General features: G+C 50.7%; 24 protein-coding genes and 1 pseudogene. 14 read left to right on the forward strand and 11 right to left on the reverse strand.

Translation table 11 applies throughout. The annotated features are described in order from the left end of the window. Positions 1-21: 21 nt before the first annotated feature. A complete protein-coding gene (locus tag ACYVI1_RS03370; RefSeq protein ID WP_460906684.1) occupies positions 22-369 on the reverse strand; it encodes a hypothetical protein in 348 nt (115 codons plus the stop codon). A 383-nt stretch (positions 370-752) separates the two neighbouring features. Then, positions 753-1,463: a GNAT family N-acetyltransferase gene (locus ACYVI1_RS03375; protein ID WP_460906686.1), complete on the reverse strand. Its 711-nt coding sequence runs from the start codon at positions 1,461-1,463 to the stop codon at positions 753-755. A 366-nt stretch (positions 1,464-1,829) separates the two neighbouring features. On the opposite strand from ACYVI1_RS03375, the gene ACYVI1_RS03380 reads away from it, so the two are divergent. The 3 genes from ACYVI1_RS03380 to ACYVI1_RS03390 all read left to right on the forward strand — a co-directional run bounded on the left by ACYVI1_RS03380 (position 1,830) and on the right by ACYVI1_RS03390 (position 6,105). Continuing rightward, positions 1,830-3,212 carry an MFS transporter gene (locus ACYVI1_RS03380; RefSeq protein WP_460906688.1) on the forward strand — a complete coding sequence of 461 codons (1,383 nt, stop codon included), beginning with the start codon at positions 1,830-1,832 and terminating at the stop codon, positions 3,210-3,212. An 86-nt stretch (positions 3,213-3,298) separates the two neighbouring features. Then, positions 3,299-4,096 (forward strand): ion transporter, encoded by a 798-nt coding sequence (locus ACYVI1_RS03385; protein ID WP_460906690.1) that lies wholly within the window; start codon positions 3,299-3,301, stop codon positions 4,094-4,096. 86 nt (positions 4,097-4,182) lie between these two features. Further along, positions 4,183-6,105: a DNA polymerase III subunit gamma/tau gene (locus tag ACYVI1_RS03390; RefSeq protein ID WP_460906692.1), complete on the forward strand. Its 1,923-nt coding sequence runs from the start codon at positions 4,183-4,185 to the stop codon at positions 6,103-6,105. A gap of 60 nt (positions 6,106-6,165) precedes the next feature. Here the strand turns inward: ACYVI1_RS03390 and ACYVI1_RS03395 are convergent, their stop codons facing one another. Continuing rightward, positions 6,166-7,293 (reverse strand): tetratricopeptide repeat protein, encoded by a 1,128-nt coding sequence (locus ACYVI1_RS03395; RefSeq protein ID WP_460906694.1) that lies wholly within the window; start codon positions 7,291-7,293, stop codon positions 6,166-6,168. An 89-nt stretch (positions 7,294-7,382) separates the two neighbouring features. On the opposite strand from ACYVI1_RS03395, the gene ACYVI1_RS03400 reads away from it, so the two are divergent. From ACYVI1_RS03400 to ACYVI1_RS03435, 8 genes are all read left to right on the forward strand, one after another. Next, complete coding sequence (locus ACYVI1_RS03400; protein ID WP_460906696.1) at positions 7,383-8,618, forward strand: M16 family metallopeptidase; 1,236 nt, start codon at positions 7,383-7,385, stop codon at positions 8,616-8,618. A 23-nt stretch (positions 8,619-8,641) separates the two neighbouring features. Next, complete coding sequence (locus tag ACYVI1_RS03405; RefSeq protein ID WP_460906698.1) at positions 8,642-8,995, forward strand: nucleotidyltransferase domain-containing protein; 354 nt, start codon at positions 8,642-8,644, stop codon at positions 8,993-8,995. Then, a complete protein-coding gene (locus ACYVI1_RS03410) occupies positions 8,992-9,393 on the forward strand; it encodes a HEPN domain-containing protein (RefSeq protein ID WP_460906700.1) in 402 nt (133 codons plus the stop codon). The genes ACYVI1_RS03405 and ACYVI1_RS03410 overlap by 4 nt, the downstream gene beginning before the upstream one ends. Further along, positions 9,390-9,866 (forward strand): 2-C-methyl-D-erythritol 2,4-cyclodiphosphate synthase, encoded by a 477-nt coding sequence (gene ispF, locus ACYVI1_RS03415; protein WP_460906702.1) that lies wholly within the window; start codon positions 9,390-9,392, stop codon positions 9,864-9,866. Before ACYVI1_RS03410 ends, ispF begins: the two co-directional genes overlap by 4 nt. Before the next feature lie 114 nt (positions 9,867-9,980). After that, positions 9,981-11,048 carry an amidohydrolase family protein gene (locus ACYVI1_RS03420; RefSeq protein ID WP_460906808.1) on the forward strand — a complete coding sequence of 356 codons (1,068 nt, stop codon included), beginning with the start codon at positions 9,981-9,983 and terminating at the stop codon, positions 11,046-11,048. A 102-nt stretch (positions 11,049-11,150) separates the two neighbouring features. Next, a complete protein-coding gene (locus tag ACYVI1_RS03425; RefSeq protein ID WP_460906704.1) occupies positions 11,151-12,251 on the forward strand; it encodes a mandelate racemase/muconate lactonizing enzyme family protein in 1,101 nt (366 codons plus the stop codon). 9 nt (positions 12,252-12,260) lie between these two features. Next, positions 12,261-12,821, forward strand: a complete 561-nt coding sequence (locus ACYVI1_RS03430) for a GNAT family N-acetyltransferase (protein WP_460906706.1) — start codon at positions 12,261-12,263, stop codon at positions 12,819-12,821. 101 nt (positions 12,822-12,922) lie between these two features. Continuing rightward, positions 12,923-14,206 (forward strand): serine hydrolase domain-containing protein, encoded by a 1,284-nt coding sequence (locus ACYVI1_RS03435; RefSeq protein WP_460906708.1) that lies wholly within the window; start codon positions 12,923-12,925, stop codon positions 14,204-14,206. Positions 14,207-14,282: 76 nt separating this feature from the next. On the opposite strand, the gene ACYVI1_RS03440 is transcribed toward ACYVI1_RS03435, so the two are convergent. From ACYVI1_RS03440 to ACYVI1_RS03450, 3 genes are all read right to left on the reverse strand, one after another. After that, positions 14,283-15,245 carry a hypothetical protein gene (locus ACYVI1_RS03440; protein WP_460906710.1) on the reverse strand — a complete coding sequence of 321 codons (963 nt, stop codon included), beginning with the start codon at positions 15,243-15,245 and terminating at the stop codon, positions 14,283-14,285. Between the two features lie 4 nt (positions 15,246-15,249). Continuing rightward, positions 15,250-15,477, reverse strand: a complete 228-nt coding sequence (locus ACYVI1_RS03445; RefSeq protein ID WP_460906712.1) for a hypothetical protein — start codon at positions 15,475-15,477, stop codon at positions 15,250-15,252. 110 nt (positions 15,478-15,587) lie between these two features. Next, on the reverse strand, positions 15,588-15,878 hold the full coding sequence (locus ACYVI1_RS03450) for a hypothetical protein (RefSeq protein WP_460906714.1): 291 nt from the start codon (positions 15,876-15,878) through the stop codon (positions 15,588-15,590). A gap of 119 nt (positions 15,879-15,997) precedes the next feature. On the opposite strand from ACYVI1_RS03450, the gene ACYVI1_RS03455 reads away from it, so the two are divergent. Both ACYVI1_RS03455 and ACYVI1_RS03460 read left to right on the forward strand, forming a co-directional pair. Continuing rightward, the gene (locus ACYVI1_RS03455; protein WP_460906716.1) at positions 15,998-17,044 is read left to right on the forward strand and encodes an aminopeptidase; all 1,047 of its coding nucleotides are present in this window, start codon (positions 15,998-16,000) and stop codon (positions 17,042-17,044) included. Positions 17,045-17,075: 31 nt separating this feature from the next. Then, positions 17,076-17,867, forward strand: coding sequence for a DUF3108 domain-containing protein (locus tag ACYVI1_RS03460; RefSeq protein ID WP_460906718.1), 792 nt, complete (start codon positions 17,076-17,078; stop codon positions 17,865-17,867). A 182-nt stretch (positions 17,868-18,049) separates the two neighbouring features. Here ACYVI1_RS03460 and ACYVI1_RS03465 read toward each other — a convergent pair whose 3' ends face one another. After that, complete coding sequence (locus tag ACYVI1_RS03465; RefSeq protein WP_460906720.1) at positions 18,050-18,634, reverse strand: hypothetical protein; 585 nt, start codon at positions 18,632-18,634, stop codon at positions 18,050-18,052. A 215-nt stretch (positions 18,635-18,849) separates the two neighbouring features. Here ACYVI1_RS03465 and ACYVI1_RS03470 point away from each other — a divergent pair. Next, positions 18,850-19,920: pseudogene (locus ACYVI1_RS03470) on the forward strand (IS3 family transposase); the annotation flags it as partial. A 7-nt stretch (positions 19,921-19,927) separates the two neighbouring features. On the opposite strand, the gene ACYVI1_RS03475 reads toward ACYVI1_RS03470, so the two are convergent. The 4 genes from ACYVI1_RS03475 to ACYVI1_RS03490 all read right to left on the reverse strand — a co-directional run bounded on the left by ACYVI1_RS03475 (position 19,928) and on the right by ACYVI1_RS03490 (position 24,856). Next, complete coding sequence (locus ACYVI1_RS03475) at positions 19,928-20,215, reverse strand: hypothetical protein (RefSeq protein WP_460906722.1); 288 nt, start codon at positions 20,213-20,215, stop codon at positions 19,928-19,930. 117 nt (positions 20,216-20,332) lie between these two features. After that, positions 20,333-20,791 carry a hypothetical protein gene (locus tag ACYVI1_RS03480; protein WP_460906724.1) on the reverse strand — a complete coding sequence of 153 codons (459 nt, stop codon included), beginning with the start codon at positions 20,789-20,791 and terminating at the stop codon, positions 20,333-20,335. Positions 20,792-20,916: 125 nt separating this feature from the next. After that, the gene (locus tag ACYVI1_RS03485) at positions 20,917-21,378 is read right to left on the reverse strand and encodes a hypothetical protein (RefSeq protein ID WP_460906726.1); all 462 of its coding nucleotides are present in this window, start codon (positions 21,376-21,378) and stop codon (positions 20,917-20,919) included. A 67-nt stretch (positions 21,379-21,445) separates the two neighbouring features. After that, on the reverse strand, positions 21,446-24,856 hold the full coding sequence (locus tag ACYVI1_RS03490; RefSeq protein ID WP_460906728.1) for a PA14 domain-containing protein: 3,411 nt from the start codon (positions 24,854-24,856) through the stop codon (positions 21,446-21,448). Between the last annotated feature and the right edge of the window lie 95 nt (positions 24,857-24,951).

Genomic DNA, 24,951 nt, shown 5'->3' on the forward strand with positions numbered 1-24,951 from the left:
GCCTTCTACGTTACCGTTTTTTTATTCAGGCTGGAAGCGCAGGCGAACCGTATAGAGTTCGCTGGCATCGCTGCCGTAGCCAACTAATTTTTTACCGGTCAACTGGCGTAGTAATGTATTATTAATCTGCTCATTCTGGCTAAATACAGCCAGTTTACAGACTTCATTGTTGGCGTTTACGCGAAACTGAATGACGACGATACCTGCCTGTCGGGTCGGTTTAAGCGCATCGGGGAATGAAACGTACTTCGCCAACTGCTGCTCGAGTGTGGCTTTCGGAGCTTTGATTTTGCGGGTATTTGTCGGCGTAGCGTAGGCTTGCGTCGCCAGGAAGCCTACCAGCGTAAGAAGAAAAAGAGACTTTTTCATGACTTCATTTGTGTTAAAAGTGAACAATGCCCACTCGCCCAAATTCCTCTACCGAATCATAAGGACTCATGTTACCGTAATATTACGCAAATAGTACTCCAATATTATCCAAATATTAATTTTATCTGAAAACTTAATATTGGCGGCTCTACTCAGCTCAGCGAAAATAGAGCCGTACAGGTAAAAAATGGCTTGTTTCGACTTATTGGCAACTGAAATTATTGTTAATCAATGCTTATACCGATAATTATTTGGTGAGCCAATGTTACGTTATTGTTAACAAACCACACCTTCCTCATCCATCCATTACATCGTACAGCATTGGTATAAAACAGAAAAGCCCGGTGGAAATTTCCACCGGGCTTTTGCTCAGGATTCGGTAATCAGGCGACTTCCAGTTCACGCTCTCCTTTGCGGGAACGTGAGCGGTCGGCTGGTTGCAGGCGGAGCAGAATGCGGTTTTTAATACGCATCCATCGCTCATAAAGTTTAGACTCTTTCAGGAAATTCCACTTGTCATCTTTCTCTTCTTTCTTATGTTCTTCGGGGTCGTAGAGCATTCCCGTGCAAAGGCAGTGCTTTCGGTTGGTACGCGTCAGAATATCGAAGTTAGCGCAGGTCTGGCACCCTTTCCAAAACGATTCATCGCCCGGTAATTCACTGAGTGTCACTGGCTGATACCCTAAATCCGAATTGATTTTCATGACGGGCAGGCTGGTTGTGATACCAATGATTTTAGCCGTAGGGAACATCGCCCGCGAGAGTTCAAACGCTTTGCCTTTAATACGCGTGGCAATGCCGCTCTTGCGATAATCGGGGTGAACAATCAGGCCCGAGTTGGCTACGAACTTGCCGTGTTCCCAGGTTTCGATGTAACAAAAACCAACCCACTCGCCCGATAGGGTCATAGCTACAATAGCTTTGCCTTCGAGAATTTTCTCCATGATATAAATGGGTGAACGCTTGGCAATACCGGTTCCCCGGGCTTTTGCACTCTCCTCCATCTCGTGGCAGATGGTTTCGGCCAACCGTAGATGGTTTTCGTTGGCTACCTGAACAATGTACTGATCGTTAACTACTTCTGGTGTGATCATTGTCGTTTATCGGGCGGTTGTAAAGCCGCGAATACAAACGGAGACAGCGTAATCCGTGCTGGTTCTTGTGAAATAAAACGTGAAAAAAGACGGAAATAGTTTACCACATAGGCAAACAAAGCGATAGGGTCCTTTCGGACCTAAACCGAAATGGCGTAGTATGGAAGAAAGTCGGTATGAGAACGAGCTTTGCCATTGGTTTCGCGCGAAAACGCGGACAATGTTAAAGAGATTATCGGGCGCTTGCAATACCATAACGGATTTTTTTCAGGATAGTTCGGGAACAGTCAAAACATAATTCATCCTCAATATGTCCTATACGTGCCCATTGGCCGGAGGCACTTAATGTACCGCTAAAGGCAACGTATGCTGACTGCCCTCCCTGCTGCTTCCTATCCATTAACGCTCAGCCAAAGCCGCCCGCTCCGGTATAGTGTCTTTTTCTATTTATACGTAATGCAGGGAATTCCGTCGGGATTTTATCTGACGGCGTTGGCGAATTATTTCACGGCTGAGGGCGTCAAACCGGATGTGGTTGGGTCGTTTATTGCCATTATTGGCCTGCCCTGGGCTTTTCAATTTGTTTGGGGACCACTCATCGACCGTTTTCAAAACTCACCAATGGGCCAGCGCAAGCCGTGGGTGGTTGGCTCGCAGTTGATGACTTTGCTCGCGTCGTGCCTACTGCTGTTAGTGGGCAATCCAGTCACGCAGATCACTACACTGGCCTGGCTTTTCTGCCTGCGTAGTGTTTTTGCAGCCATTCAGGATGCCAGCGTAGACGCCATGGCCATTACGGTCATTCCAGAAAACGAACGCGGTCGTGTAAACGCCTTTATGCGAGCTGGTTTCCTGGTTGGCACCGGCATTGGGGCGGCCGTATTTGCCCCCATTCTGCGGCAGTACGGTTTTCATGGCGCAGCCCTCACCCAGGTGGGCTTTTTGCTGACGGGCGTTTTGCTAATGGCATTCATTCGTGAGCAGCCCAGCAACCGACTGCTGCCTTCATTTGGCTGGCTAAAGCGCCCTGGTGAGTTTGGCAGTTTAAGCCGCCATTGGCCTAACGCGACGGGTAAACTTAACACACCCGAGCGTGAACTCCAGCCTGACCGTACCGATGGAACACCTGATTTTCGCTGGCTGTTTATTGAACTTTTCCGGGGCTTGTTTGCCCGGCAAAGTCTGTTGCTCTTCGGGGCCATCCTGTTAGTGTATACCAGTAATGCGCTGTTTCTGCGGGCTTATAACCACCACCTGATCGAACAACTTGGCTGGCTCGATACTGACGTATCGGTGCTGACGGGCACCTACGGCATGGTTGTGGCAACGGTCATTGCGCTAACAGGCGGCTATTTAGCGGATCGGTTGGGTGCCCGCAGGCTACTCGTTGGTATGCTGGCCCTGGTGGCGTTGTACTTAGTTGGCTTTAATTTGCTGTCAGCCTTTTGGCTTCACCGCGATGTGGCCCGGACGGGTTTGGTCGCTCTATATTTTCTGGACCCGGCCGTCAGTGCTGCGGCCATGCCCGTCCTGATGGGCATTTGCCGCAAGGGTGTTGAAGGCTCACAGTTCACCACATACATGGCCTTTGTTAACTTATCCGATATCGCCGGTACGTATTTCGCGGGTCACGCGCTGCTATTCCTGACTGCTCCCACCATTGGCCTGTTTGCTGGCGGGCTGGCGGTTGTGGCTACGATTGCTACTATCTTCATCGTCAGGCAGTATCGGGTGGTCACTACCAGCTAAAACGTTCTTCGTAGAATGGCTTTACGAATCGGCGAATGGCAAGTTCAGGTTTTGGTGAGTAGCTTGCATGACCCATCCCTGCTGCTATGGAACACCTTCGCAAATCGCTCTATCGAATCCTGGAAACCTCGGCGGGTAAACGCCGGGGCATAAGTTTGCTTTTCAATGTGGTGCTGATTATTATTATCACGTTGAACGCCATTGCCATCGTGCTGCACACGGTGCCCGACTACAATAAACAGTTTGCCCAACTGTTCCTTGACTTTGAACTGTTTTCGGTCATCTTTTTCTCCATCGAATACGTGTTACGGGTGTGGGTGTGTGTCGAAAATGATAAATACCAGCATCCGGTCTGGGGGCGGGTGCGCTATATAATCTCAACCAATGCCCTTATCGACTTGCTGGCCATTTTCCCCTTTTATTTTTCACTGTTTGCGACCGATTTAGGCGTTGTCAGGATCCTGCGGCTGTTCCGGATTTTCCGGCTGTTTCGCATTTCACGCTACTCGCAGGCGTTCCGCATGATTCAGCACGTCGTAGCCGAAAAAAAAGAAGAACTGATTCTCAGCACGACATTAGTCATATTTATGCTGATCATTATATCAAGTGTGATGTATTACGTGGAGCATCCAGCCCAGCCAGGCAAGTTTTCGAGTATTCCGGCAACGATGTGGTGGGGAGTTACCGCCATGACGACGGTCGGTTATGGCGACATCCACCCCATTACGCCTTTAGGAAAATTTCTGGGTGGCATATCGGCCATTATGGGTATTGGACTTTTTGCGTTGCCGACGGGTATTCTGGTGTCTGGTTTCAACGAGCACATTCGGAGTCGCAAAGAACCCACACAACGCCTGTGTCCGCATTGTGGAAAGGAGATTTGATTACAGCCCACCACGAAAGTTGTGGGATAACGCCAAACCTCACCCGCCGGGTTTGCCTTTCATAGCCGACCCTGCTATCTTTGGGTATGGAAAATTTCGTGGTCTCGGCCCGCAAGTACCGCCCGGCTACCTTCGACACCGTCGTGGGGCAGGAACACATTACTACCACACTCAAAAATGCCATCAGGACCAATCATTTAGCGTCGGCGTTTCTGTTCTGCGGGCCACGCGGGGTTGGTAAAACGACCTGCGCCCGCATTCTGGCCAAAACCATTAACTGCCAAAACCTGACCGCCGGGGGCGAAGCCTGCGACACCTGCGAGTCGTGCGTGAGTTTCAACCGCAATGCCTCCTTCAATATTCACGAACTGGATGCAGCCTCGAACAACTCGGTCGAAGACATCCGTAGTTTGATTGACCAAGTCCGAACACCACCCCAATCGGGCGCGAAATACAAAATATACATCATCGACGAGGTGCATATGCTCTCGACGCAGGCGTTTAATGCGTTTCTGAAAACGCTGGAAGAACCACCTTCCTACGCCATTTTTATTCTGGCCACAACCGAGAAACACAAAATCCTGCCGACGATTCTGTCACGCTGCCAGATTTTTGATTTCAACCGGATTCAGCCGGGGCATATTGCGGCTCACCTGGCAGCGATTGCTCAAAAAGAAGGCATCACGGCCGAAACCGAAGCCCTCGACCTGATTGCCCAGAAAGCGGATGGCGGCCTTCGCGATGCACTGTCGATGTTCGACCTGAACGTGACCTTTGCCGCCGACCGGGTCATTCGCTACAAGGAGGTGCTGGACAATCTGCACATTCTGGACTACGATTATTATTTCAAACTGACTGATCTGCTGCTGGCAGGCAACCTGCCACAGAGCCTGTTGACGGTCGATGAGATTCTGCGGAAGGGTTTCGATGGACACCAGTTTGTGGTTGGCCTCTGCCGCCACTTCCGCGATTTGTTGGTCTGTAAGGATGCCGCTACGGTGCAGTTACTGCAGGTGACCGAAAACGTTCGCCGGCAGTACCTCGACCAGTCGGTTCGCGCCCCGATGTCGTTTTTGCTGTCGGCGCTCAGTCTGGGCGGTCAGTGCGACATGAACTACAAGCAAGCTAAAGATCAGCGGCTGCACACAGAGTTATGGCTCATGAAAGTAGCCAATCTGCGAAATCTGCTCGACTGGGATTCACTCCCCGAAATGCCGCTTAGCCGGTCTTCTACAAATGAATCGGGGGGCAGTCCGTTAGTTACCGAAAAAAAAAACGCCAGTCCGCCACATCAGCCTGATGGCAACGGCGAATCCACGCGGGGCGAATCCACGCGGGGCCAATTAACCGAGAGCCACCCCATCACGAGTGAACCTGTCAATGGCTACCGACCAGCAACCCCGGTTCAGGAGCCGGTAACAAACGGAAAGGCGAATCAAAACGGTCATGTCAGCGCAACAAATGGCGTGGCAACGGCAGTCGCGCCATTGCCTGTACCTATAGCTAAGCCCCACATAGCTCCGCCCGCACGCCCGGCCAGCAGCCGTTTGCGTTCGACACTGGCCCTGACGACGGGGCCGGTGCAGCCTTTGGCTTCCGATATCGAAGAGGTCCTGTCTGCTGTGGCACCAAACCGGCCAGATAAGTCCTTTGATTTCGAGCAACTACAGGATGCCTGGGTGTCATTTGCTAAAATTCGGCGGCAACAGAACGATTCTGCGACGGAGCAATTGTTACTCAACCGCGAGTTAGTTCTCGACGGAACGACCATCCACCTAACGCTCGACAACACCCTGCAGGTGGGCTACCTGACCGAACTAAAACCCGACCTGCTGGGCTACCTTCGCACCGAACTTCAGAACAATCAGATTCAGCTCGAGCACAAAGTGACGCTACAGGAGGTTAAAAAGATGATTTACAGTTCGCAGGATAAATACAATTACCTCGCCGAGAAAAACCCAGCCCTCCACGAACTACGGAAAGTACTGAATCTGGAGGTCGATTATTGAAGCATGTTCCAGGATGTACTTGTTAACGACCAGTCAGACATTCTACAGCCTGTATCGAACTTATTTATACGCCTTCGCTTCCCGAATCAGCGATTTATACTGCGCCACAGCCAACACTTTTTTATAATATAGTTTAGCCCTATTGCGGTCATTGGCGCGGGCTGCAATCCGGGCTAAGCCCGCATAGGCAAACGCATGGTACTCTTTCGTGTAGGGGTCATTGACAGGCAGCCGAAGGGCCATTTCATACGCTTCGGCGGCTTCTTTGTCATTCTTATCCGCATATTCGGCCAGCATTCCCGTGAAGGTACTGACCGCCAGGGGCACTAATTTGTGGGGTAGTTGCTTGAGTCGCTGCAGGTGTGTTCGGGCGTCGGCATATCGACCCGTCAACAGGAGCGCTTCGGCATGAATCATGGCAAACAACGGATTATTCGGGTATTTATCAGACAAATAGGTCGTATAAACGGCGGCCCGACTGGGGTTCATCTCGTGTTTGAGGTAAATATGGGCCAGGTAATAATTGGCAATTGGCCGCATGAAAAGTCCTTTTTTTGCCGCCATATCCATCTGTTTCAATCCCTGTGCCATGTCGCCATCGGCGAAGAAGATCAGGAAGGGCCGCACAAGAGAATGGTCCATGGGGTAGCGTTCGATGTAGTAATTATAAAGCCCCGATGTGAAGTGAAAATCCGGGCTTTTATCCACCAGCAAAAAGCCCTCCCGCAAATAATTGTAGGCCTTTTTCGACTCACCAACCGCTTTTATTGTTTCGTTTTTATTGTTGTGGAGCGATGCCAGGTAGCTGTGTGCCGTTAAGGCAAAAAACACGCCTTCGGGGTCGTTCTCATTTTTATCGAGCAGTTTCCTGGCCAGGTCAAGCCCCTGATTCGCAGCCTGAACAAACTGGGCTGTCGCCGTTTTATTTTCGTGCAGTGGCAGGTATTGAAGTTCCAGTTGGGTGGCCCGCAGTACTGGTCCAATCGGATGCTGCGGATAGCGGGCCTGAATCTGCCGAATCAGGCTTTCCGATTGAGCGAACTCAAAATTATAGATGTTGTCCAGCGTTTTAAGAATGGTTTGCTGAACAACCGGGTCGGTCAGTACCTGTGCTCGTCCTGGCAACACTAATCCACACAGACTAAGAACAAGAATCCATTTTTTCACGAGCGGAGTGGTGGAGGTCAAAATAATGCCGTTTGATTCTCTACGGTTGGAACCGTACTTTTGTTTCTATGCGTATTACCTAACGAAGGCGATCCGCAAAAGTTTACACTATGATTCAGTACGAACAGTTTGTCTTAGAGAATGGCCTTCGGGTATTCGTTCATGAGGATGAAACCACGCCAATGGCTGCCGTTAATATCCTGTACAATGTTGGCTCCCGCGACGAAGACCCCGCCAAAACGGGCTTCGCCCACTTGTTCGAGCATTTGATGTTCGGCGGGTCGCGGCATATTCCAAGCTACGACGAGCCATTGCAAAAAGTAGGGGGCGAAAACAACGCCTTCACCAGCCCCGACATCACGAACTATTACATCACCCTTCCAGCCGCTAATCTGGAAACGGCGTTCTGGCTCGAATCGGACCGGATGCTAAGCCTTTCGTTTGACCCGCAAGTGCTCGAGGTACAGCAAAAAGTCGTTATCGAAGAATTCAAGCAGCGGTACCTGAACCAGCCTTACGGCGATGTCTGGCTCAAACTTCGGCCACTGACCTATCAGCAACATCCTTATCGCTGGGCAACCATTGGCAAAGACATTAGCCATATCGAAAATGCGACGCTGGACGATGTAAGGGCGTTCTTTTTTAAATATTACCTGCCCAACAACGCTATTCTGGTGGTGGCCGGGAACGTGACAGTCGAGCAGGTGAAGCAGTTGTGTGCCAAGTGGTTTGCGCCCATTCCGGCGGGCGACCCCTACGTTCGGCAACTGCCGGTTGAACCCGCCCAACACGAAGCACGCCGGATGGAAACGTCGGCCAAAGTGCCGCTGAATGGTTTATATAAAGCCTACCATATGCCGGGCCGGTTCGATGCGAGTTTTCACACCGCCGACCTGTTGGGCGACATGCTTGGTCGCAGCAAATCGTCGCGGTTGTATCAAAAGTTAATTCGCGATACTCCGCTGTTCAGCAGCATCAATGGCTACATTACGGCCTCCATCGACCCCGGCCTGCTGATTGTGCAGGGAAATTTGAATAAAGGGGTTTCGCTCGAAGAGGCCGACGCGGCTGTGGAGGCCGTTGTGCAGGAATTCGTTGACCAGACCGTGCCGGATGAAGAATTAGCGAAAGTAAAAAATCAGGCCGAAGCCACACTGGCGTTTTCGGAAGTCGAACTGCTCAACCGTGCCATGAACCTTGCTTATGCAGCGAACGCGGGCAACCCGGATTTAGTTAATAATGAAGCCGCTATGATTCAGGCCGTTACGCCCGATGACGTTCAGGCAATGGCCCGGAAGGTGCTGCGGAAAGACAATTGCTCGACGCTCTACTACAAAGCAGCGTAGCTACTACTTCAGGTAAGACACGTATGGAAACCACGTATCAGCCCAAAGCCCTCACACCCGACGAACTACACCGGTTGTCGCAGGAGGTGAAGCAGGTACTGACCGAACTCTACGGCGACCGGCTCGACCGGGTGATTTTGTACGGTTCTTATGCACGGGGCGATTTCCATGCCGAGTCGGATGTAGATTATCTGGTGGTGCTGACTGATGGAACTGTGCAGGCTGGTAAGGAAGTTAGGCGTATGGCTCCCATTATCGGGTCATTGTCGTTAAAATACGACATTGAGGTGTCTGTTTTCCCCGTAGCCGCATCTAAATATACGTCGGGTTATACGCTTTTCTACCAATCAGTAGAACAGGAGGGCATTACTACATGAGCGATTTGAATCGAGCAAAAGCCCACCTGCAAAAAGCGAAGGAGGATTTATCGGATGCCCAACTGTTGTTAGAAGCTAATCGACCTGAAGGCACTTGCAATCGGGCTTATTACTCACTGTTTCATAGCATTATTGCTCTTCTACACACAACCGATTCAGGCGTACCTAAAACGCACACGGGTGCTCATACTGAATTTCGTAAGCAGTTTATAAAGACTGGCCTATTTGCAGAGGTGTTTAGTGCTGCTATTTCAGAATTGTTTAATTTACGGCAAGGTGGTGATTACGAAATTGACTTTGATATTTCGGTAGAAGACGCGCAGGACGCAGTTAACAAGGCCACTGAATTTCTGCTCCAGGTCGAGGCCTACTTACGTTCAACCGGCTATAATCAATGAAAATCCGCGTAGGACAAGGGTACGACGTTCATCGGCTGGAAGAAGGCCGACCGTTCTGGCTGGGTGGTATCCAGATTCCGGCTGCATTTGGACCGGTTGGGCATTCCGATGCCGACGTGGTTTGCCATGTGCTGTGCGATGCCCTGCTGGGAGCCGCCAACATGCGGAACATTGGCTATCACTTCTCGGATAAAGACCCGCGCTGGAAAGGCGTCGACAGTAAACTGCTGCTGGCCGAAGTGCTGCAGATGGTGCGGGGCGCAGGCTATGAGATCTCGAATGTCGACGTAACGGTCGTGTTGCAGGAACCAAAACTAAACCCGCACATTCCGGCGATGAAAACGTGTTTGGCGGAGGTGATGACCATTCCCGAAGATGATATTTCCATTAAAGCCACCACCTCCGAATACATCGGGTTTGTAGGTCGGGGCGAAGGTATTGCTGCCCATTGCGTAGCGCTTATTTTTAAATAGTTTGAACCGCTCCGGCGAACCGGCAGGATTTACTTACTTAAAATGATTTACAGGATTATGTCTTCGCGTCCTCTGCGCTTTGCCTTTGCGCTCTCTGCATTAAGTTTGTCGGTTATGGCCCAAAAACCCGCCGAACCGTTGGGCTTCGAGGAATACGACCCCGTTTCGACCCTGAAAGTGCCGGAACACAAACTGGCGCGGTCGAAATACCCGTTTATTGATGTTCATAATCACCAGTTTCAGATGGACAACGGCGACCTGAGCAAGCTCATTACGCAGATGGATAGCCTGAACATGGGTCTGATGGTGAATCTGAGCGGACGCGGATTTGCGAACAATGCAACGGAGAGCACCAAGTTTTTCGATGAAGCCTTAGCCAACATCAGGAAAACCAACCCCAAACGCCTGGTCCTGTTTACGAATATTAATTTTGGCAGTGTAACCGATAAAGGCTGGACCGAACAGGCCGTAAAAACGCTGGAAGAGGACGTAAAAAAGGGCGCCAAAGGGTTGAAAATTTATAAAAGCTTAGGCTTCAGCGTGAAAGATGACAAAGGCAACCGGGTTCGGGTGGATGACCCGCGCCTTGATGCGGTTTGGGCCAAATGTGGTGAACTGGGCATTCCGGTACTCATCCACACCGCCGACCCGAAATCGTTCTGGGACCCGATGGACCGTTACAACGAACGCTGGCTCGAACTGAAACTCCACGCCGGCCGCAAACGCGACGCTAACAATCCCGTGCCCTGGGAGCAACTCATTGCCGAACAGCACAATGTGTTTCGCAGGCACCCCAAAACCACCTTCATTGCGGCCCACATGGACTGGTTTCCGAATGATTTGAACAAACTCGACAGCCTGATGAAGGTTTTTCCGAACATGAACGTCGAGATTGGCGCTGTTATCGCCGAATTAGGCCGTCAGCCAAAGGCAAGCCGGGCGTTTTTCGAGAAATACCAGGACCGGATTCTGTTCGGCAAAGACAGTTGGGTTCCGTCGGAGTATGCCACCTATTTCCGCGTCCTCGAAACCAACGATGAGTACTTCCCCTACCACAAAAAATACCACGCCTTCTGGCGGATGTACGGCATGGGGTTATCCGACGAGGTGCTGAAAAAAGTCTACTACAAAAATGCCCTTCGGATTATTCCGGGCCTGGATAAAAGTCAGTTTCCGAAGTAATTTTTAAACGCAAGGGACGCAAAGGGTAAGCGAAGGTCGCAAAGTAAACTTAACCTTTGTGTTCTTTGCGCTATCCCTTGCGACCCTTGCGTTTAAATACCAATGAAAATTACCAGAATCAATCTTTACCGTTACGACATTCCGCTTAAGGCACCCATTGCTATTTCGCTGGGCACGATTGACCACGCCCGGAACATTCTGGTTGAGATGCAAACCGACGACGGCATTACGGGCTGGGGCGAAGGCTCACCGTTCTGGATGATCGTCGGCGAAACGCAGGCATCGGGGCTGGCGGCAGCGGAGGATATGGCCCGGCTGTTGCTGGGGTGTGACCCGCTCGATATTGCAGGTTGCATGAGTACGTTGACGCGCTACCTGCCCGGCCATCCAACCACGCGATCGGCCTTCGACATGGCTCTCTACGACATTGCCGCCAAACGGGCCGGAATGCCGCTCTATCAGTTTCTGGGTGGCGCAAAACGGCCGCTCGTAACCGACGAAACGATTTATTTGAACTCGCCCGAACGCATGGTCGATGATGCACTGCGGATTCAGGCGAAAGGGGCAGAAGCCATCAAAGTTAAACTCGGCACCAACCTTCGCGATGACATTGGCCGGGTCGAAGCCATTCGGAAAGCCATCGGCGAGGCAACACCCATCCGTACCGATGCCAATCAGGGTTGGGATGTCGTGACGGCCTTAGCGGTGTTGCGGGCCATCGGCAACTGGAATGTGCAATATTGCGAACAACCCATCAAACGCCACGACATTGCGGGGCTGCGGCAAATTCGTCAGCATTCTCCTGTGCCCATTATGGCCGACGAAAGCCTCTTCAACGCTACCGACGCCATCCGGCTTGTGCGCGAAGAGGCCGTTGATTATTTTAATATCAAACTTTCCAAAAGCGGGGGAATTTCCGAAGCGCTCAACATCAACGCCATTGCCGAAGCGGCTGGCATCCCGTGCATGATTGGCTGTATGTCGGAGTCGCGGCTGGCCCTGACCGCCAACGCCCATTTTGCAGCCGCCCGCCAGAACGTGCGTTTCTGCGATTTAGACGCCTGTTTTGAACATGCCGACGACCCCGTTCACGGCGGCATCATCTATAGCGGCTACCAGATTGAACTGCCCGAAACGCCCGGCATCGGGGCCGAAGTGGACTCAGCTTTTCTGAAAAGTTTGGTTGCTAAACCCATTACCTAATCGTCGTTTATGATTTCAATTACCACTGTCCAATCGCAGGCCGACGTTCAGGGCATTCTGGCGCTGCAACAGGCTAATCTTCGCAAACATGTACCCGCCGAGGTGCAGGCCGACCAGGGTTTCGTTACCGTTGAACACGACCCCGCCGTGCTTACCCGCATGAATCAGGCCGCCCCAGGCGTCATTGCCAAAGACGGCGACACAGTCGTGGGGTATGCCCTGACGATGTTGCCTGAATTTGGTGCCGACGTGCCAGAGTTGCTCCCGCTTTTTGAGTTACTGAACACGCTACCCTACAAGGGAAAACCGGTATCTGACTATCAATGGTATGTGATGGGGCAGGTCTGCGTGGCCGAAGGCTACCGGGGTCAGCGGGTTTTCGACCAGATGTTTCAGCACCACCGCGATGTCTATGGCGACCGCTTTCAACTATTGATAACTGACATTTCAGCGAATAACATCCGCTCGTTGCGTGCCCACGCCCGCGTCGGCTTCGAGACGCTGCACGAATTTCACGACCCAACCCTCGGCGAAACCTGGGTGATTGTGGTTTGGGACTGGAAGCAGTAAATTGTTTCAGGTTTCAGGTTTAACGTTCCAGGTTGATTGTCAACTTCTGCCAATCCGGGCCACCTCATTTAACGTGAAACCTTAAACTCGAAACAAACCGAATGCGTATCCTCTTTCTCCTCCTATTCGTTGCTTCTTCGCTGCTTGCCCAACCCGTTCCGCAAACCTTTACCCCGGCCAAATCAGCCGCCGATGCCGGTTTTTCGGAGGACCGGCTACACCGGTTAGACGCCTGGCTACAGCGTTTGATTGATACCGATATTGCACCCAATGCCGTCACGTTTGTGGCACATCGGGGTAAGATTGTGCATTATAAAGCTTTCGGATACAGCAATCTGACGAAGAAAATACCCCTGAAACGGGACGATCTGTACCGCATTGCCTCGCAGTCGAAGGCCATCACGACCACCACGCTGATGACGTTGTATGAAGAGGAGAAATTTCTGCTGGATGACCCCATCTCAAAATATATTCCGGCGTTCAAAAATCCGAAAGTGCTGGTCAGTTATGACAAAAAAGACCCGGTTGGCGGTAATTTTAATACGCGCCCGGCGAAGGGTGAAATTACAATCCGGCAGCTACTAAGCCATAATGCGGGCATCCCCTATGAGCATCCGCTGGATGGACGACCTGAATTTAAGGTGCCATTTTTCAACTCGACCGCGCCCGACAAACTCGAAGACGTCATCAATAAATTGGCTAAGCGGCCCCTTCTTCGAGACCCTGGCACTGACTCCAGCGGCATCGGATTCACATACGGCCTGAACACTGACATTATTGGCCGATTGGTTGAAATCCTGTCGGGCAAACCACTCGATGTAGCCATGCGCGAACGGGTGCTGGACCCACTCGGCATGACCGACACACATTTCTATCTGCCCGACAGCAAAGCCGGTCGGCTGGTCGAGTTATACGCCAAAGCGACGATGGACAAACCACTGACGCTGCACCCAAACGAAGCCTACCGCAACTCGTCGGTGTCGGGCGCAAAAACCTACTTTTCGGGTGGGGCCGGGTTAATCAGTACCGTAGAAGATTACGCCAAATTCTGTCAGATGCTGCTAAACGGCGGCACATTTAACAACGGTCGGATCCTGGGCCGCAAGACCGTTGAGATGATGATTCGCAATCAAATTGGCGGGGCCGAGGTTTGGGAGCGAAAAGACAAATTTGGGCTTGGTTTTCAATTAATTACTGAGGGTTCGCGCTATGGCGATCAGGCCACACCCGGTTCATTTACCTGGGGCGGTATGTACTGCTCCGAGTTCACCATCGACCCGAAAGAGGATCTGATTCTACTCATTTTCACCAACGTTCAGCCTTACGCCTACTACGGCGATTTTGTCCGGAAATTCAGAATTGCCGTCTACCAGGCATTGGAATGATGGGATATCGGATTGGGGATTTCGGATTTACCGGGCGGAGCTAAATCCCCAATCCGATATCCCCAATCCGATATCCCTACCCTCTAACCCGCTCAATTGAAAAGCCCCAGGCTTGAACGGTTGCCGCTACCGGATGAAGTGCGTCAACGCCTGCGTCAATCAGGGTCTGGTATGGTCGATTCGGAGCATGTAACTGTAATTCATCACTATACACACCCCGGTCATGATCGATACGGGCCAGCGCAAACCGGGCGGCATCGGCTACGGGCACAATCAGAGCGTAGTCAGGCTGGGCAACACCGATACTATGCCGGGGTGCATCAAACCAAACCGCCAGATTATGCCCCCGACCTTGTAGCAACTCTTGAATGGGGCCGGGCGTAAACCGCACAAAACGCGAAGTCCGGTAGTTATGCGGCACAACGACATGCGGAATCTGGAACGTTTGATACCGGCTCGCCAGCGCATCGAGCGAAAACCGGCCCACGTAATCATCTGTCAGGTAGTCGGGGTAAACGCGGTTGTTGTCGATAGTCAATAACGCATGACCCGATTCCTGACGACTACTGACCGACCGAAACCAGTACGTTAACCCTAAACTTAATCCATCATACTGCCAACCCGCGTGGAGTTGATCGTCGCGCTCCCAACCCTTCCGGGGGTTGCCGAGTGTTTGGCTTAGGCAGGCTTTCAGAAGCCAGTAATTATCGGCACCGTGGTCAACCAGCCGAATCTCCAGCGGGTAGTGATCAATCGGAACATCGCGCCGGAACGTTGACTGTCCCGACGGGACAGGATCATTGATTTCGATGCCCTCTACTTCCAGCCGACCCAGCCGAACAGGCACATTCAGGCGGAGTACAGGCCAGCCATAGGCATGATGCCCCGTTTGTTGAACGAACGGTAACTTCGCCAGTTCATCGAAGGTTGTTCGCCAGGGGAGCGTTTGGAGTCGACCGGCATAGGTATAGCGTAACCCCTGCTGAAGATCAGTTGCCAGTGAGTCGGCAATGGGTAATAAACGGGCGGTGCCAGGCATCAAATCAGAAATTCAAAGGTAATCCATACGCAACACTAATGCCAACGACCCCGCTGCCGCGCGCGAAACTGGTTGCGTAGCCCGCCGTTACGTCAAGGAATCGACCATTGGCCAGCGGCAGCGTGTACCCAACGCCCGGCGACACATGCAGCGACGTCAGCATGGTTTTGGTAGCCGCTATGTCGACACCTGCGTTCAGGTCGACGTGCAGACCCTTGACTCCATCAATCAAATTGGGCAGATACAGACGCGGCCCGGCCGTAACCGGCAGGCTGACACCCCACGTTTCGGTTGGGTAAAGGTAACCCGCTCCGTAATACAGCGTGTTAAACCCAAATCCCGTTATAGCATTATAGCCGTACCCCAGGTACGAGTAACCCGGCAGGTAATAGTCATACTTAATTTATAATACTCAACGCCAACCTTACCGGTCAGGGCAAGTGCTGGCGTCAGTGGGTAGTGGAGCCGGGCGTTCAGGCCTACACCCAATGCCAGCCCATTGTATTTACCAACGCCCCGCAGGAGGTCGGCTCCAGCGAACAGGATTTTTTTATCCACTTGTGCACGTGCGCCGGGCTGAGCGGCCATGCCGAGCAAACAGCCAATGAGCAGGGTTATAAGTTGCTTTTTCATACGTCAATGCGTTTACACTGATTTCATCAGCAAAACTCCCAGTCTTATCACCCTCAATCAATACTACATTTGTATGATTTTTATGAATTCGTCAACCTTGTTTCGCGCCGTTCCAACCGATGTTTAAAAAAATTGCTCTTGTCCTGGTAGGGGTTCTGGTCGGTCTGGCGGTCTGGCAATGGGAACTGGTTAGTTACGGCTGGATGCAGGCGCGGGGCCAATTGCGGATTTTATGGAACACTAAACCCGTTGTCGACGTGCTGGCCGACCCGGCTTACCCCGATTCGTTGAAGCAAAAAATAGAACTTATCCGCGAAATCAAGCGTTTCGCTATCGACTCGCTTGGGTTAGATAAGTCGGGGAGTTACGAGTCGTTTTATGACCAGCAGGGGAAGCCGATTTTGTGGGTCATCACAGCAGCCGAACCGTATCAACTCGTTGCAAAACAATGGCATTTTCCAATTATCGGTACGTTCTCCTACAAAGGATTCTTTGAGAAAAATCGGGCGGACACCCTGGTGACTGCCTTAAAAAAAGAAGGGTTCGACACCCGTATTGGTGAAGTTTCGGCCTGGTCGACATTAGGATTTTTAAATGACCCTATCCTGTCGAGTTTTTTGGATAGGTCCGAAGGGAACTTAGCTGAATTGATTATTCATGAACTAACCCACGGGACATTGTTTGTGAAAAATAGCTTAGAGTACAACGAAAACTTAGCCGATTTTGTCGGAGAATACGGGGCTGTTCGGTTTCTGGCGCAGAAGTACGGAAAAGCGTCGGTCGCTTACCAGAACTATATGGCCGGGAAAGCGTTCTACGAACGCTATGATGCCCATATTCTGCACGGCACCCGAACGCTCGACAGTTTATACCGGACGTTTAAACCCGCCACGCCGATTGCGGTCAAAGACTCGCTGAAGTGGCAAACCATCCGGCAACTTGTTCAATCGTCGGATACGCTAACCGATGGTCGGAGCGGTGCAAGTGTACGTTTAGTAAAAAAACGGCGGCTTGAGAAACTAAACCTACCCAATAATGCGTATTTTATAGGTTATTTGACTTATCGAAACCAGCAGAATCGGTTTCGGCAGGAATTTGAAAAGCAGTTTGGGGGGGATTTCAGACGATACTTAACGTACCTTAAGCAAACCTATCCATCGTTATAAATAAAGCCCGGCCAGCGGGTAAGCTGTTTGTATGAAAAAGTCTTTGATTGCCATCGGTATCCTGTTCGTTCTCAGCTCTGGTTTTATGGCGCTGAACACCTACCGTCGCGTGGCGAACAATAGTTTCGGACCGGGCGAGCATCTCGAATACCGCGTTCATTACGGCTTTCTGAATGCCGCTCAGGCAGTTGTGGATGTTAGCCCAACGCTCTACAAAGTCAACGACCGCCCCTGCTACCGCGTTAATGTGGATGGACGGACCGTTGGCGCATTCGATCTGGTCACGCGCATTCGGGATACGTGGCGTTCCTACATTGACACTTCGGCCATTTTGCCGCAGAAGTTCTATTCCAACCTACAGGAAAACAGCTACCGGAAAGAGGAAAACATCACCTTCAACCACGAAGCCAACACCGCCAAAGCCGAAGAGCGCACCGAGAAAGACGTGTTCAACGTGCCCGATAACGTGCATGACCTCATTAGCGGCTATTATTTTCTGCGAACGATTGATTTCAACCGGCTCAGCAGCGGGCAGGTGATTGAAGTGCCCGCCTTCTACGACGATACGGTCTACAACATGAAGGTGCGCTACCGGGGCAAAGACGTCGTGAAAACCAAGCAGGGCAAGGTGAATGTGATTAAGCTGAATCCTGTTCTGCCGCCGGGCAATTCGCTCTTTAAGGAGGAAGAATCCATCCGAATTTTCGTTTCCGACGACGCCAACAAAGTGCCCATCAAGGTGGAAGTCGATTTGTGGATCGGCTCGATGGTGATGGACCTCAAACACAACGCCGGGCTGAAACAACCCCTGAAGTATTTTTAATATTGGTGCTTGGCTGCTTAAAAGCCAATAATGTTTGGGGCATTACCTTGTCCTGAAGGTTTGGCCGGGTAGGGGCTATGTTGTGGAGGGTAGAATTGGTGGGTAGGTAGCATGTTGTTTAGGATAGCTATGGTAAAGCAGTGGATGGTTTACTACTTTACCATAACGATCTTGGATTGACCTTAATCGTAGCCCTTATCTTTGTTAATATCTCCACCCAGCAACGCGAAGAACTCCTCATTTTTTTGACTCAGATTGTAGCCAATCGAAATTCGCAGGCTATTTTTCTGACTCCAGGGGTCATCACGATAGGTAGCTCCTTTCGTGAGTACCAGGATGGTTCCCTCATTAATATGACATACATAGATAGGTGGGTTAATTTTGGTGAAATCCCCTTTCAGCTTATGTATTTCCAACGGCTCTAGGCTTTGCTTGTATTGTTGTTCTAAAGCTGTTTTAACCGAATCCAATTGATTGCCTTTATCTTTTAGAAAGATAACAACTCCATGAGGCTGACTTTTGGGGTCGTGATTTCCCATATTATTTTCCCAGGTATCAAACCACCATTCGGCCATGATTGACTGGCTGGAGTCGATAAATTTGTAATGCTCAATTGGATAACCTTTTGGATACTGTTTCTGTAACTCGGCCATTGTGATAGGAAACTGAATCGTGTAACCGGCCAGTTCTGTATGAATGGGGTTAGATTTACAACTCCATAGGAATATGGACAATGCTCCACTCAATAATAATAGTCTCATTTTCATTGATTAGTGGGAGTTAAACGTGTGGAGCCCCAGCCTTCCTTCAAATAACGCATTTTACCGTCCCTCTGTCTTGAACCCCTGAAAGTGAGCCAGTGAAAAGTAGAGTAAAAAAACTAACTGTCACAGGTTTACAAAAGGGAAATGAAAGCAGCACGATTCACCGAATCGCAGCCGGGTGGCCGGTGCCATTGTAGCGAACGCTCCGGCGTCCCGGTCTTAAACAGCAGGATAGCGGGCAGACTATTGCTCAGATCACTCGTGAACATGGCATCAGCGAGGCCACGTTTTATAATTGGCGAGCCAAATATGGCGGCATGCAGGTTTCGGAAGTCAAGCGCCTGAAAGAATTGGAAGACGAAAACCGCCGACTTAAAAAGATGTATCGCACCGGCGAACCAGCCGAACTGAGTTTGCAAAACGAAATTATCAAGGAAGCTCTGGCAAAAAAGTGACGGTCCGCCGTTGCGGTAAGGCCCGCCCAGCGTCGAGAGCTAGTCAGGTGGATGATCAATCAGAAACGGATTAGTCAACGTAAAGCCTGTTGCTGGGTGGGCCTGAGTCGGAATGCACTCATTGAGCCAGCCGCCATCAAAGACAAGGACAAAGCACTGGCAAGCCGGATTGAGCAATTAGCTCGACGGCATAAGCAGTGGGGTGTGCTCAAGATTTATCGCCGGTTGCGCAAGTAGGGCGAGCTGGTTAACCACAAGCGGGTTAGGCGGTTGTATAGAAGTTTAGGCTTAAGCTTACGGCGAAAGACGAAGAAACCCTTACCCGATGCTGTGCGTCAGCCGCTGCCTAAGGCAACGGCCTGTAATCAGTGCTGGTCGCTAGATTTTACGTCGGACAACTTGACGGGTGGTCGGAAATTTCGCACTTTGAATGTGGTTGACGATTATAACCGGGAAGCTTTGGGTATTGAAATCGATTATTCGCTGCCCGCTCAGCGAGTTATCCGACTATTGGATCGGTTGGTCGATGAGTATGGTAAGCCTGAGCGGTTACGAACTGATAATGGCCCGGAATTTATCAGTCAAGCTTTGCAAGATTGGTGTTCAGATAAGGAAGTTGCCTTGCATTGGATCGAACCAGGCAAACCGACCCAAAACGCCTACATCGAACGGTTCAATGGGACCTTTCGTCGAGAGGTTTTAGATGCTCACATTTTCACGAGTATCAGCCAGGTACGGCGCGTGGTGGATGAGTGGATAGCGGAGTACAATACCGAACGGCCTCATCAAGCCTTACAGTTTATGACGCCGGTTGAGTATCGACAGGCGGCTTAAAGTCCAGTCAAAACTGGCTCACCGAACGGGGTAAGGACACACTGCCGTTGCCACAACCGCCCGTGGGATTGGGGTTGTTGGTTGGGGTCGTCGTCGTTCCCAACCGGGGGTCAGTAGCGGCAAAACAGGGTACTTTATTGGCATCGAAGCCCGCAGCCTGCATCCAGTGCTGAGGTTTGAAGCCCTCAGCCGCATTCTGGTAAGCGGCAAACAACACCCCGTTGTAGTAGTGAGCATAGAGGTGTGGATCGGCTCGATGGTGATGGACCTCAAACACAACGCCGGACTGAAACAACCCCTGAAGTATTTTTAATCAAAAAAGTGTGTGATTAAGCAATAAAAAACCGTCGATGGTAGAATTTAAAAACTTCACCACCGACGGTTTCTATTAAAAATACTAACAAGGCGCTTGTTAATGAATCTTATCGCGTTCCATTCTAATCTCAGCCAGAAATTGCTCGATAGGAATTGTCATACTACCAATATATACATTGAATTGCTCGTCTTTAAAATTAATTTTATTCATAAAGGAAGGAGACATGCCACTAACAGCAGGTGTCCAAGCGTCACGAATAATGAGTTGATTGCCTTTTTTTTGTAGTTTCAGAGCTGCAATAGATTGATCTGAAATATCAAAAGGCAAAAAAGTTATATCTCCTTCCTGAAGTTTTTCCACTGCATTTTCCCAGTCAGTCAGTAAATTTCTTAAGACAATCTTGACTTTTTCTTCGCTGAATTCGTCTGGCAATATTCCATTATCATCAGCAAAGTAATAAGTGTCACCATAGCCATCAATGCCGAGTGCAGGTATAAAAATATGTAGATCGTTATGAAATGAAAAATCTTTGTTTTCTCTAAAAGTTATTGTCATAATAGTGATTAAATCGATCTAAACATGTAATCTGTTTAGATCGGCGAATTTGCAACGTCTATTAAATTGAGAAAGCAGGGAATGCTCAAGCTGATAATTCTTAATGAACATCTAACCGAGTGTTTTTAATTAACCTTATCACACTCTCGTCTAATCTCGGATAAAAATTCTTGAGTTGATATTCGAAAGTATTTTTCACTGACATAGAGTTCTTCATCTCCTAAACGAATTTTGTTCATTAACGAAGGATACATTCCTCCGTACATTTTATGTGAACTATAATATATAATAAGAGAGTCAGGCATTTCTTTAAAAACTTTTAAAGCTCCTACATACTGGTCAGAAAAATCAATTGGTAAGTAAACTGTATTACTTTCTATTAAAAGGTCCACTGCCACTTCCCAATCATATAGCAGATTTCGTAAAACGATCTTTACTTTTCCATAACTCTCTTCCTCTGGTAAAATTCCACTATCTAAGGCAAAATAATATGTATCATTATACTGGCTAATCGCAAGCTGTGGGATACTCACATAGAGATCTTTGTGGAAGGGTACTTTGGCTTCATCTAACAAGGTGATTACCATTTTGCTTTATTTTGTTTTGCAGGAGATGCTCCGAATCTGATTCGGAGCATCTCCTTAATTTATTCGCTTATCTTATCGGAAATGAAGTAACCAATACTGCATCAGAGTTAGGCTTAGTCGAAATCAAAAGTTTTGTTACAGGAGCCTTAGATCCTGCACTTCCCCCTTCCCAGCCAATTACTCTACCCATGTCAACTACATAATTATAATTGCCTGTAGATGATATGCTTGGACTAATATTGTTTCTTTTGATAATCTCCCATGCTTCATCTACTGTGGATATTACATCCTTAGCAGTCCCATAAAATACACCATGAATACCTCCTTGTTTACTCAGGTCATCCTTCATGTGATTCAAAACATGATCTAACCTATTTTCCTTGCCAAAGAATTTGAAAGTTAATCCACTTTTTGAGACGTACCCGCCCACCCCATCATATTTCAAGGCATTTCTGGCCCACTTTCCGCCTGTAGCCGCCCAGCCGCCTATTGGCATCATAGCCCCAAAACTCAAGGCCGCATTCGTATTGTCGCCCTCCAGTAGATAAATGCCTCCGCTAATGCCATCGGCCGCTTCGCCCGCTCCTGGAATGAGACCGAAAGCGTCTAAAAGAAAATGAACTTTGCCTAAACTAACATTCGCTTGTGCTTGCAAAAGACATCTGAAAGAACTCCAATTGGGATTTAGTTGCTGTAAAATATATGTTTCCCGAGAGACTTTCTGCATCTGATTGATCCACTCTAAATACAGGATAGGCGGGAAATCTGGCTTTTCAAGCTGATCGATACTTGTCAGTCCTAACTCCCTAAGTACCCTGTTACCTTCTATTATAAGTTCAAAAGGTGAGTATTGATCGAGTGGTTTCCCCGTTAACACAGGGGAAATAGTACTATTTGGTCGCTCAAACACGGGTAGTTGTGGGGTAGCTGGCCCACCCGGAACGCCACCGCCCCCACCTCCTCCGCGAGGCCGGGGAGAAGGACTACTAAGGCAACTTTCTTTGATTTTGTCGTCAAGTATGGCACCACTTCGGCAATCAATGGCATAATCGACGCAGTATGTAGAAAAGTAGCATACACGTGTTGCGGCTGCGGTTGGATCTGAGGTGGTAAGCAAGGGATACAACCGGCAAGAGGGCACTATCTGCAAACCCTGACCCGGATACTCCCAATACAATTGCGCCTGCGCTCCACCGCCAAAGTCAACAAAGTCGATGACGATGTCATATTTCTGACCCACATTCAGGGAAATACTACCTTGCCGCCAGGTGGGGCCGTGCCCGTTCCAGTCGTCAATGAGCAGTTGGCCATTGACCCATACCCGGGTGCCGTCGTCATTGTTGGTTTTGAAGGTGTAGTTGCCACTGACGGGGGCCTCCACCTGCCCAATCCACCGCAACGAGAAGTTATCGGCACTGACGACATTGGGAATAGGGGAGTCATTATTCCAGGCGAAGTCAATGCGGGCATCGGTGCGAATGGCTACCAGATTTCCCGATAAGTCCGAACTGTTGCTATAAAAGCCAGTCAGCCCACTGCCAGTACCACAGCCACCCGTCGGATTGGGGTTGTTGGTTGGGGGCGTCGTGGTGCCCAGCCGGGGATCGCTTGCCGCAAAGCAGGGCACTTTGCTTTGGTCATAGCCAGCCGCCTGCATCCAGTGGCGGGGTTTGAAGCCCTCTTGGGCATTTTGATAAGCGGCAAACAATACCCCGTTATAGTAGTGGGCGTAAATCAACTCCCCATTGAAGTTAAGCAGAAACTGGCCCTCGGCATACCCACAATTGCCGGTAGTAGGAGTAGGTGAGGGATTGCTAGTGGGAACACTGGAAGCCCCATCAGGATACAGCCGCGATTGGGGAATAAGCTGACTGCCCTGTCCGGGATACTCCCAGTACAACTGCGCCTGAGCGCCCCCATAGCCCTGATTGAACTCCAGACTGATACTATACTTCTGACCGGCCGTCAGGTTGATGCTGCCCTCAAACCAGGTCGGGCCATGCCCGCCCGGCCAGTCGTTAATGAGTTGCTGGCCGTTGATGCTCAGCCGGGTGGCATCGTCGTTGAAGGTCTTGAATTTATAGGTGCCCGACACGGGAGCCTCCACCTGCCCCGACCAGCGAACCGACAGGTTGGTGGCGTTGGCCCCCGCTGCCGGACTGGGTCCCTGGTCGCCCCAGGTAAAGTTGACCGTCGCGTCCACCTGCTGGCGGACGGGGTTCCCTGACAGGTTGGTGTTGTTGTAGTAGGTGCCCAGTAGCCCCGTGCCATTGTTGCTGCCCGAAGCCGGGTTGGTGGCGGGAGTGCTGGGAGCCGAACCTAAGCGGGGGTCAGTAGCGGCAAAACAGGGTACTTTATTGGCATCGAAGCCCGCAGCCTGCATCCAGTGCTGGGGTTTGAAGCCCTCCGACGCATTCTGGTAAGCGGCAAACAGCACCCCATTGTGGTAGTGGGCATAGATCAGCTCCCCATTGAAGTTGAGCAGAAACTGGCCCTCGGCATAATTGCACCCGCCCGACGAGGGCGTAGGCGTGGTCGATGGGGTGCTGCTACTGCCACTACAGGCATACGCTTTGGGGCCGCTGTTGAGACCCTGCGCGGTGCCGCTAAATCGGGCTTCGACCGAGTGATTGCCCCCCGACCGGAACGACTGGGGAAGCGTGAAACTGAAGCCGTGATTGCCGTTATCGCCTAAGTAGGCCCCCACATCGGGGCGGCTCTGGCTGGCCTGGGTTGACCCCGCATACTGCCCGTCGATGAAAAAGTCCACCTCAACGGCTACGTTAGGCTGGCCCTGGTCGGCGGCCCAGCCCCGGACGCTGTTGCAGTCGGCCTCATCGAGGAAGCCCACCCCGTTGCTGATGGCGGCTGACCGGGCACCTTTTTGGTGTTGTTGGGCACTGTTCTCCGTCGGCGTCAGCCGGATGGTTAGTCGTGCTTTTTCGATAAAGAGGCTGTTGGCATCGGCGTTGGCATGGCTACGAAGCAGGCGGAATTCGGTGGTGTTGCCCGCTTTGGTAAAATAACCTTTGAGGGTGTAGGTGAGGGTGGGTTTAGTGGCCGAAAGTTCGGTACCGACATACTCCAGGTTCTCTCCCCCGGTTTGCACAAAGCCATCGGGCATGAGCAGCTTCAATCGGAAAGCGGTTGAACCGGCGGTGGTAAAGAGCAGGGCGGAGGGGATGTTGAGGTAATGGGCTGAGACGGTGAGGGTGATCTCCTCACCGATAGCGGCCGTGGGTTTGTCGGCCCGCAGGATGAACCGAATAGGGTCGGCATCGAACAAACGGCTCACCGGCCTGGGCATTGGCAAGGCGGCAAATGGGGCAATCAACCGGCCTTTTGCTGCTGTAAATTCAGGTTTTCTGGCTTTGCCTGCCGGATTATCCTCAGCAAAGGAGGAATGGGCAATTGACAGAACAATAAGCAGTAGTTGAAACAGAGTTGGGGTAATCCCGGAGCGTAATTTTCGGGTCATATAGTTGACTGGTGCCCGCTACACCTCGTGTGTAGCTTTGTAGGGGCAAAATTGGCCCCTCCTCCAGGTATGACTTATCAAGAATTTGATAGCTT

The sequence above is a fragment of the Spirosoma areae genome, assembly GCF_054781775.1.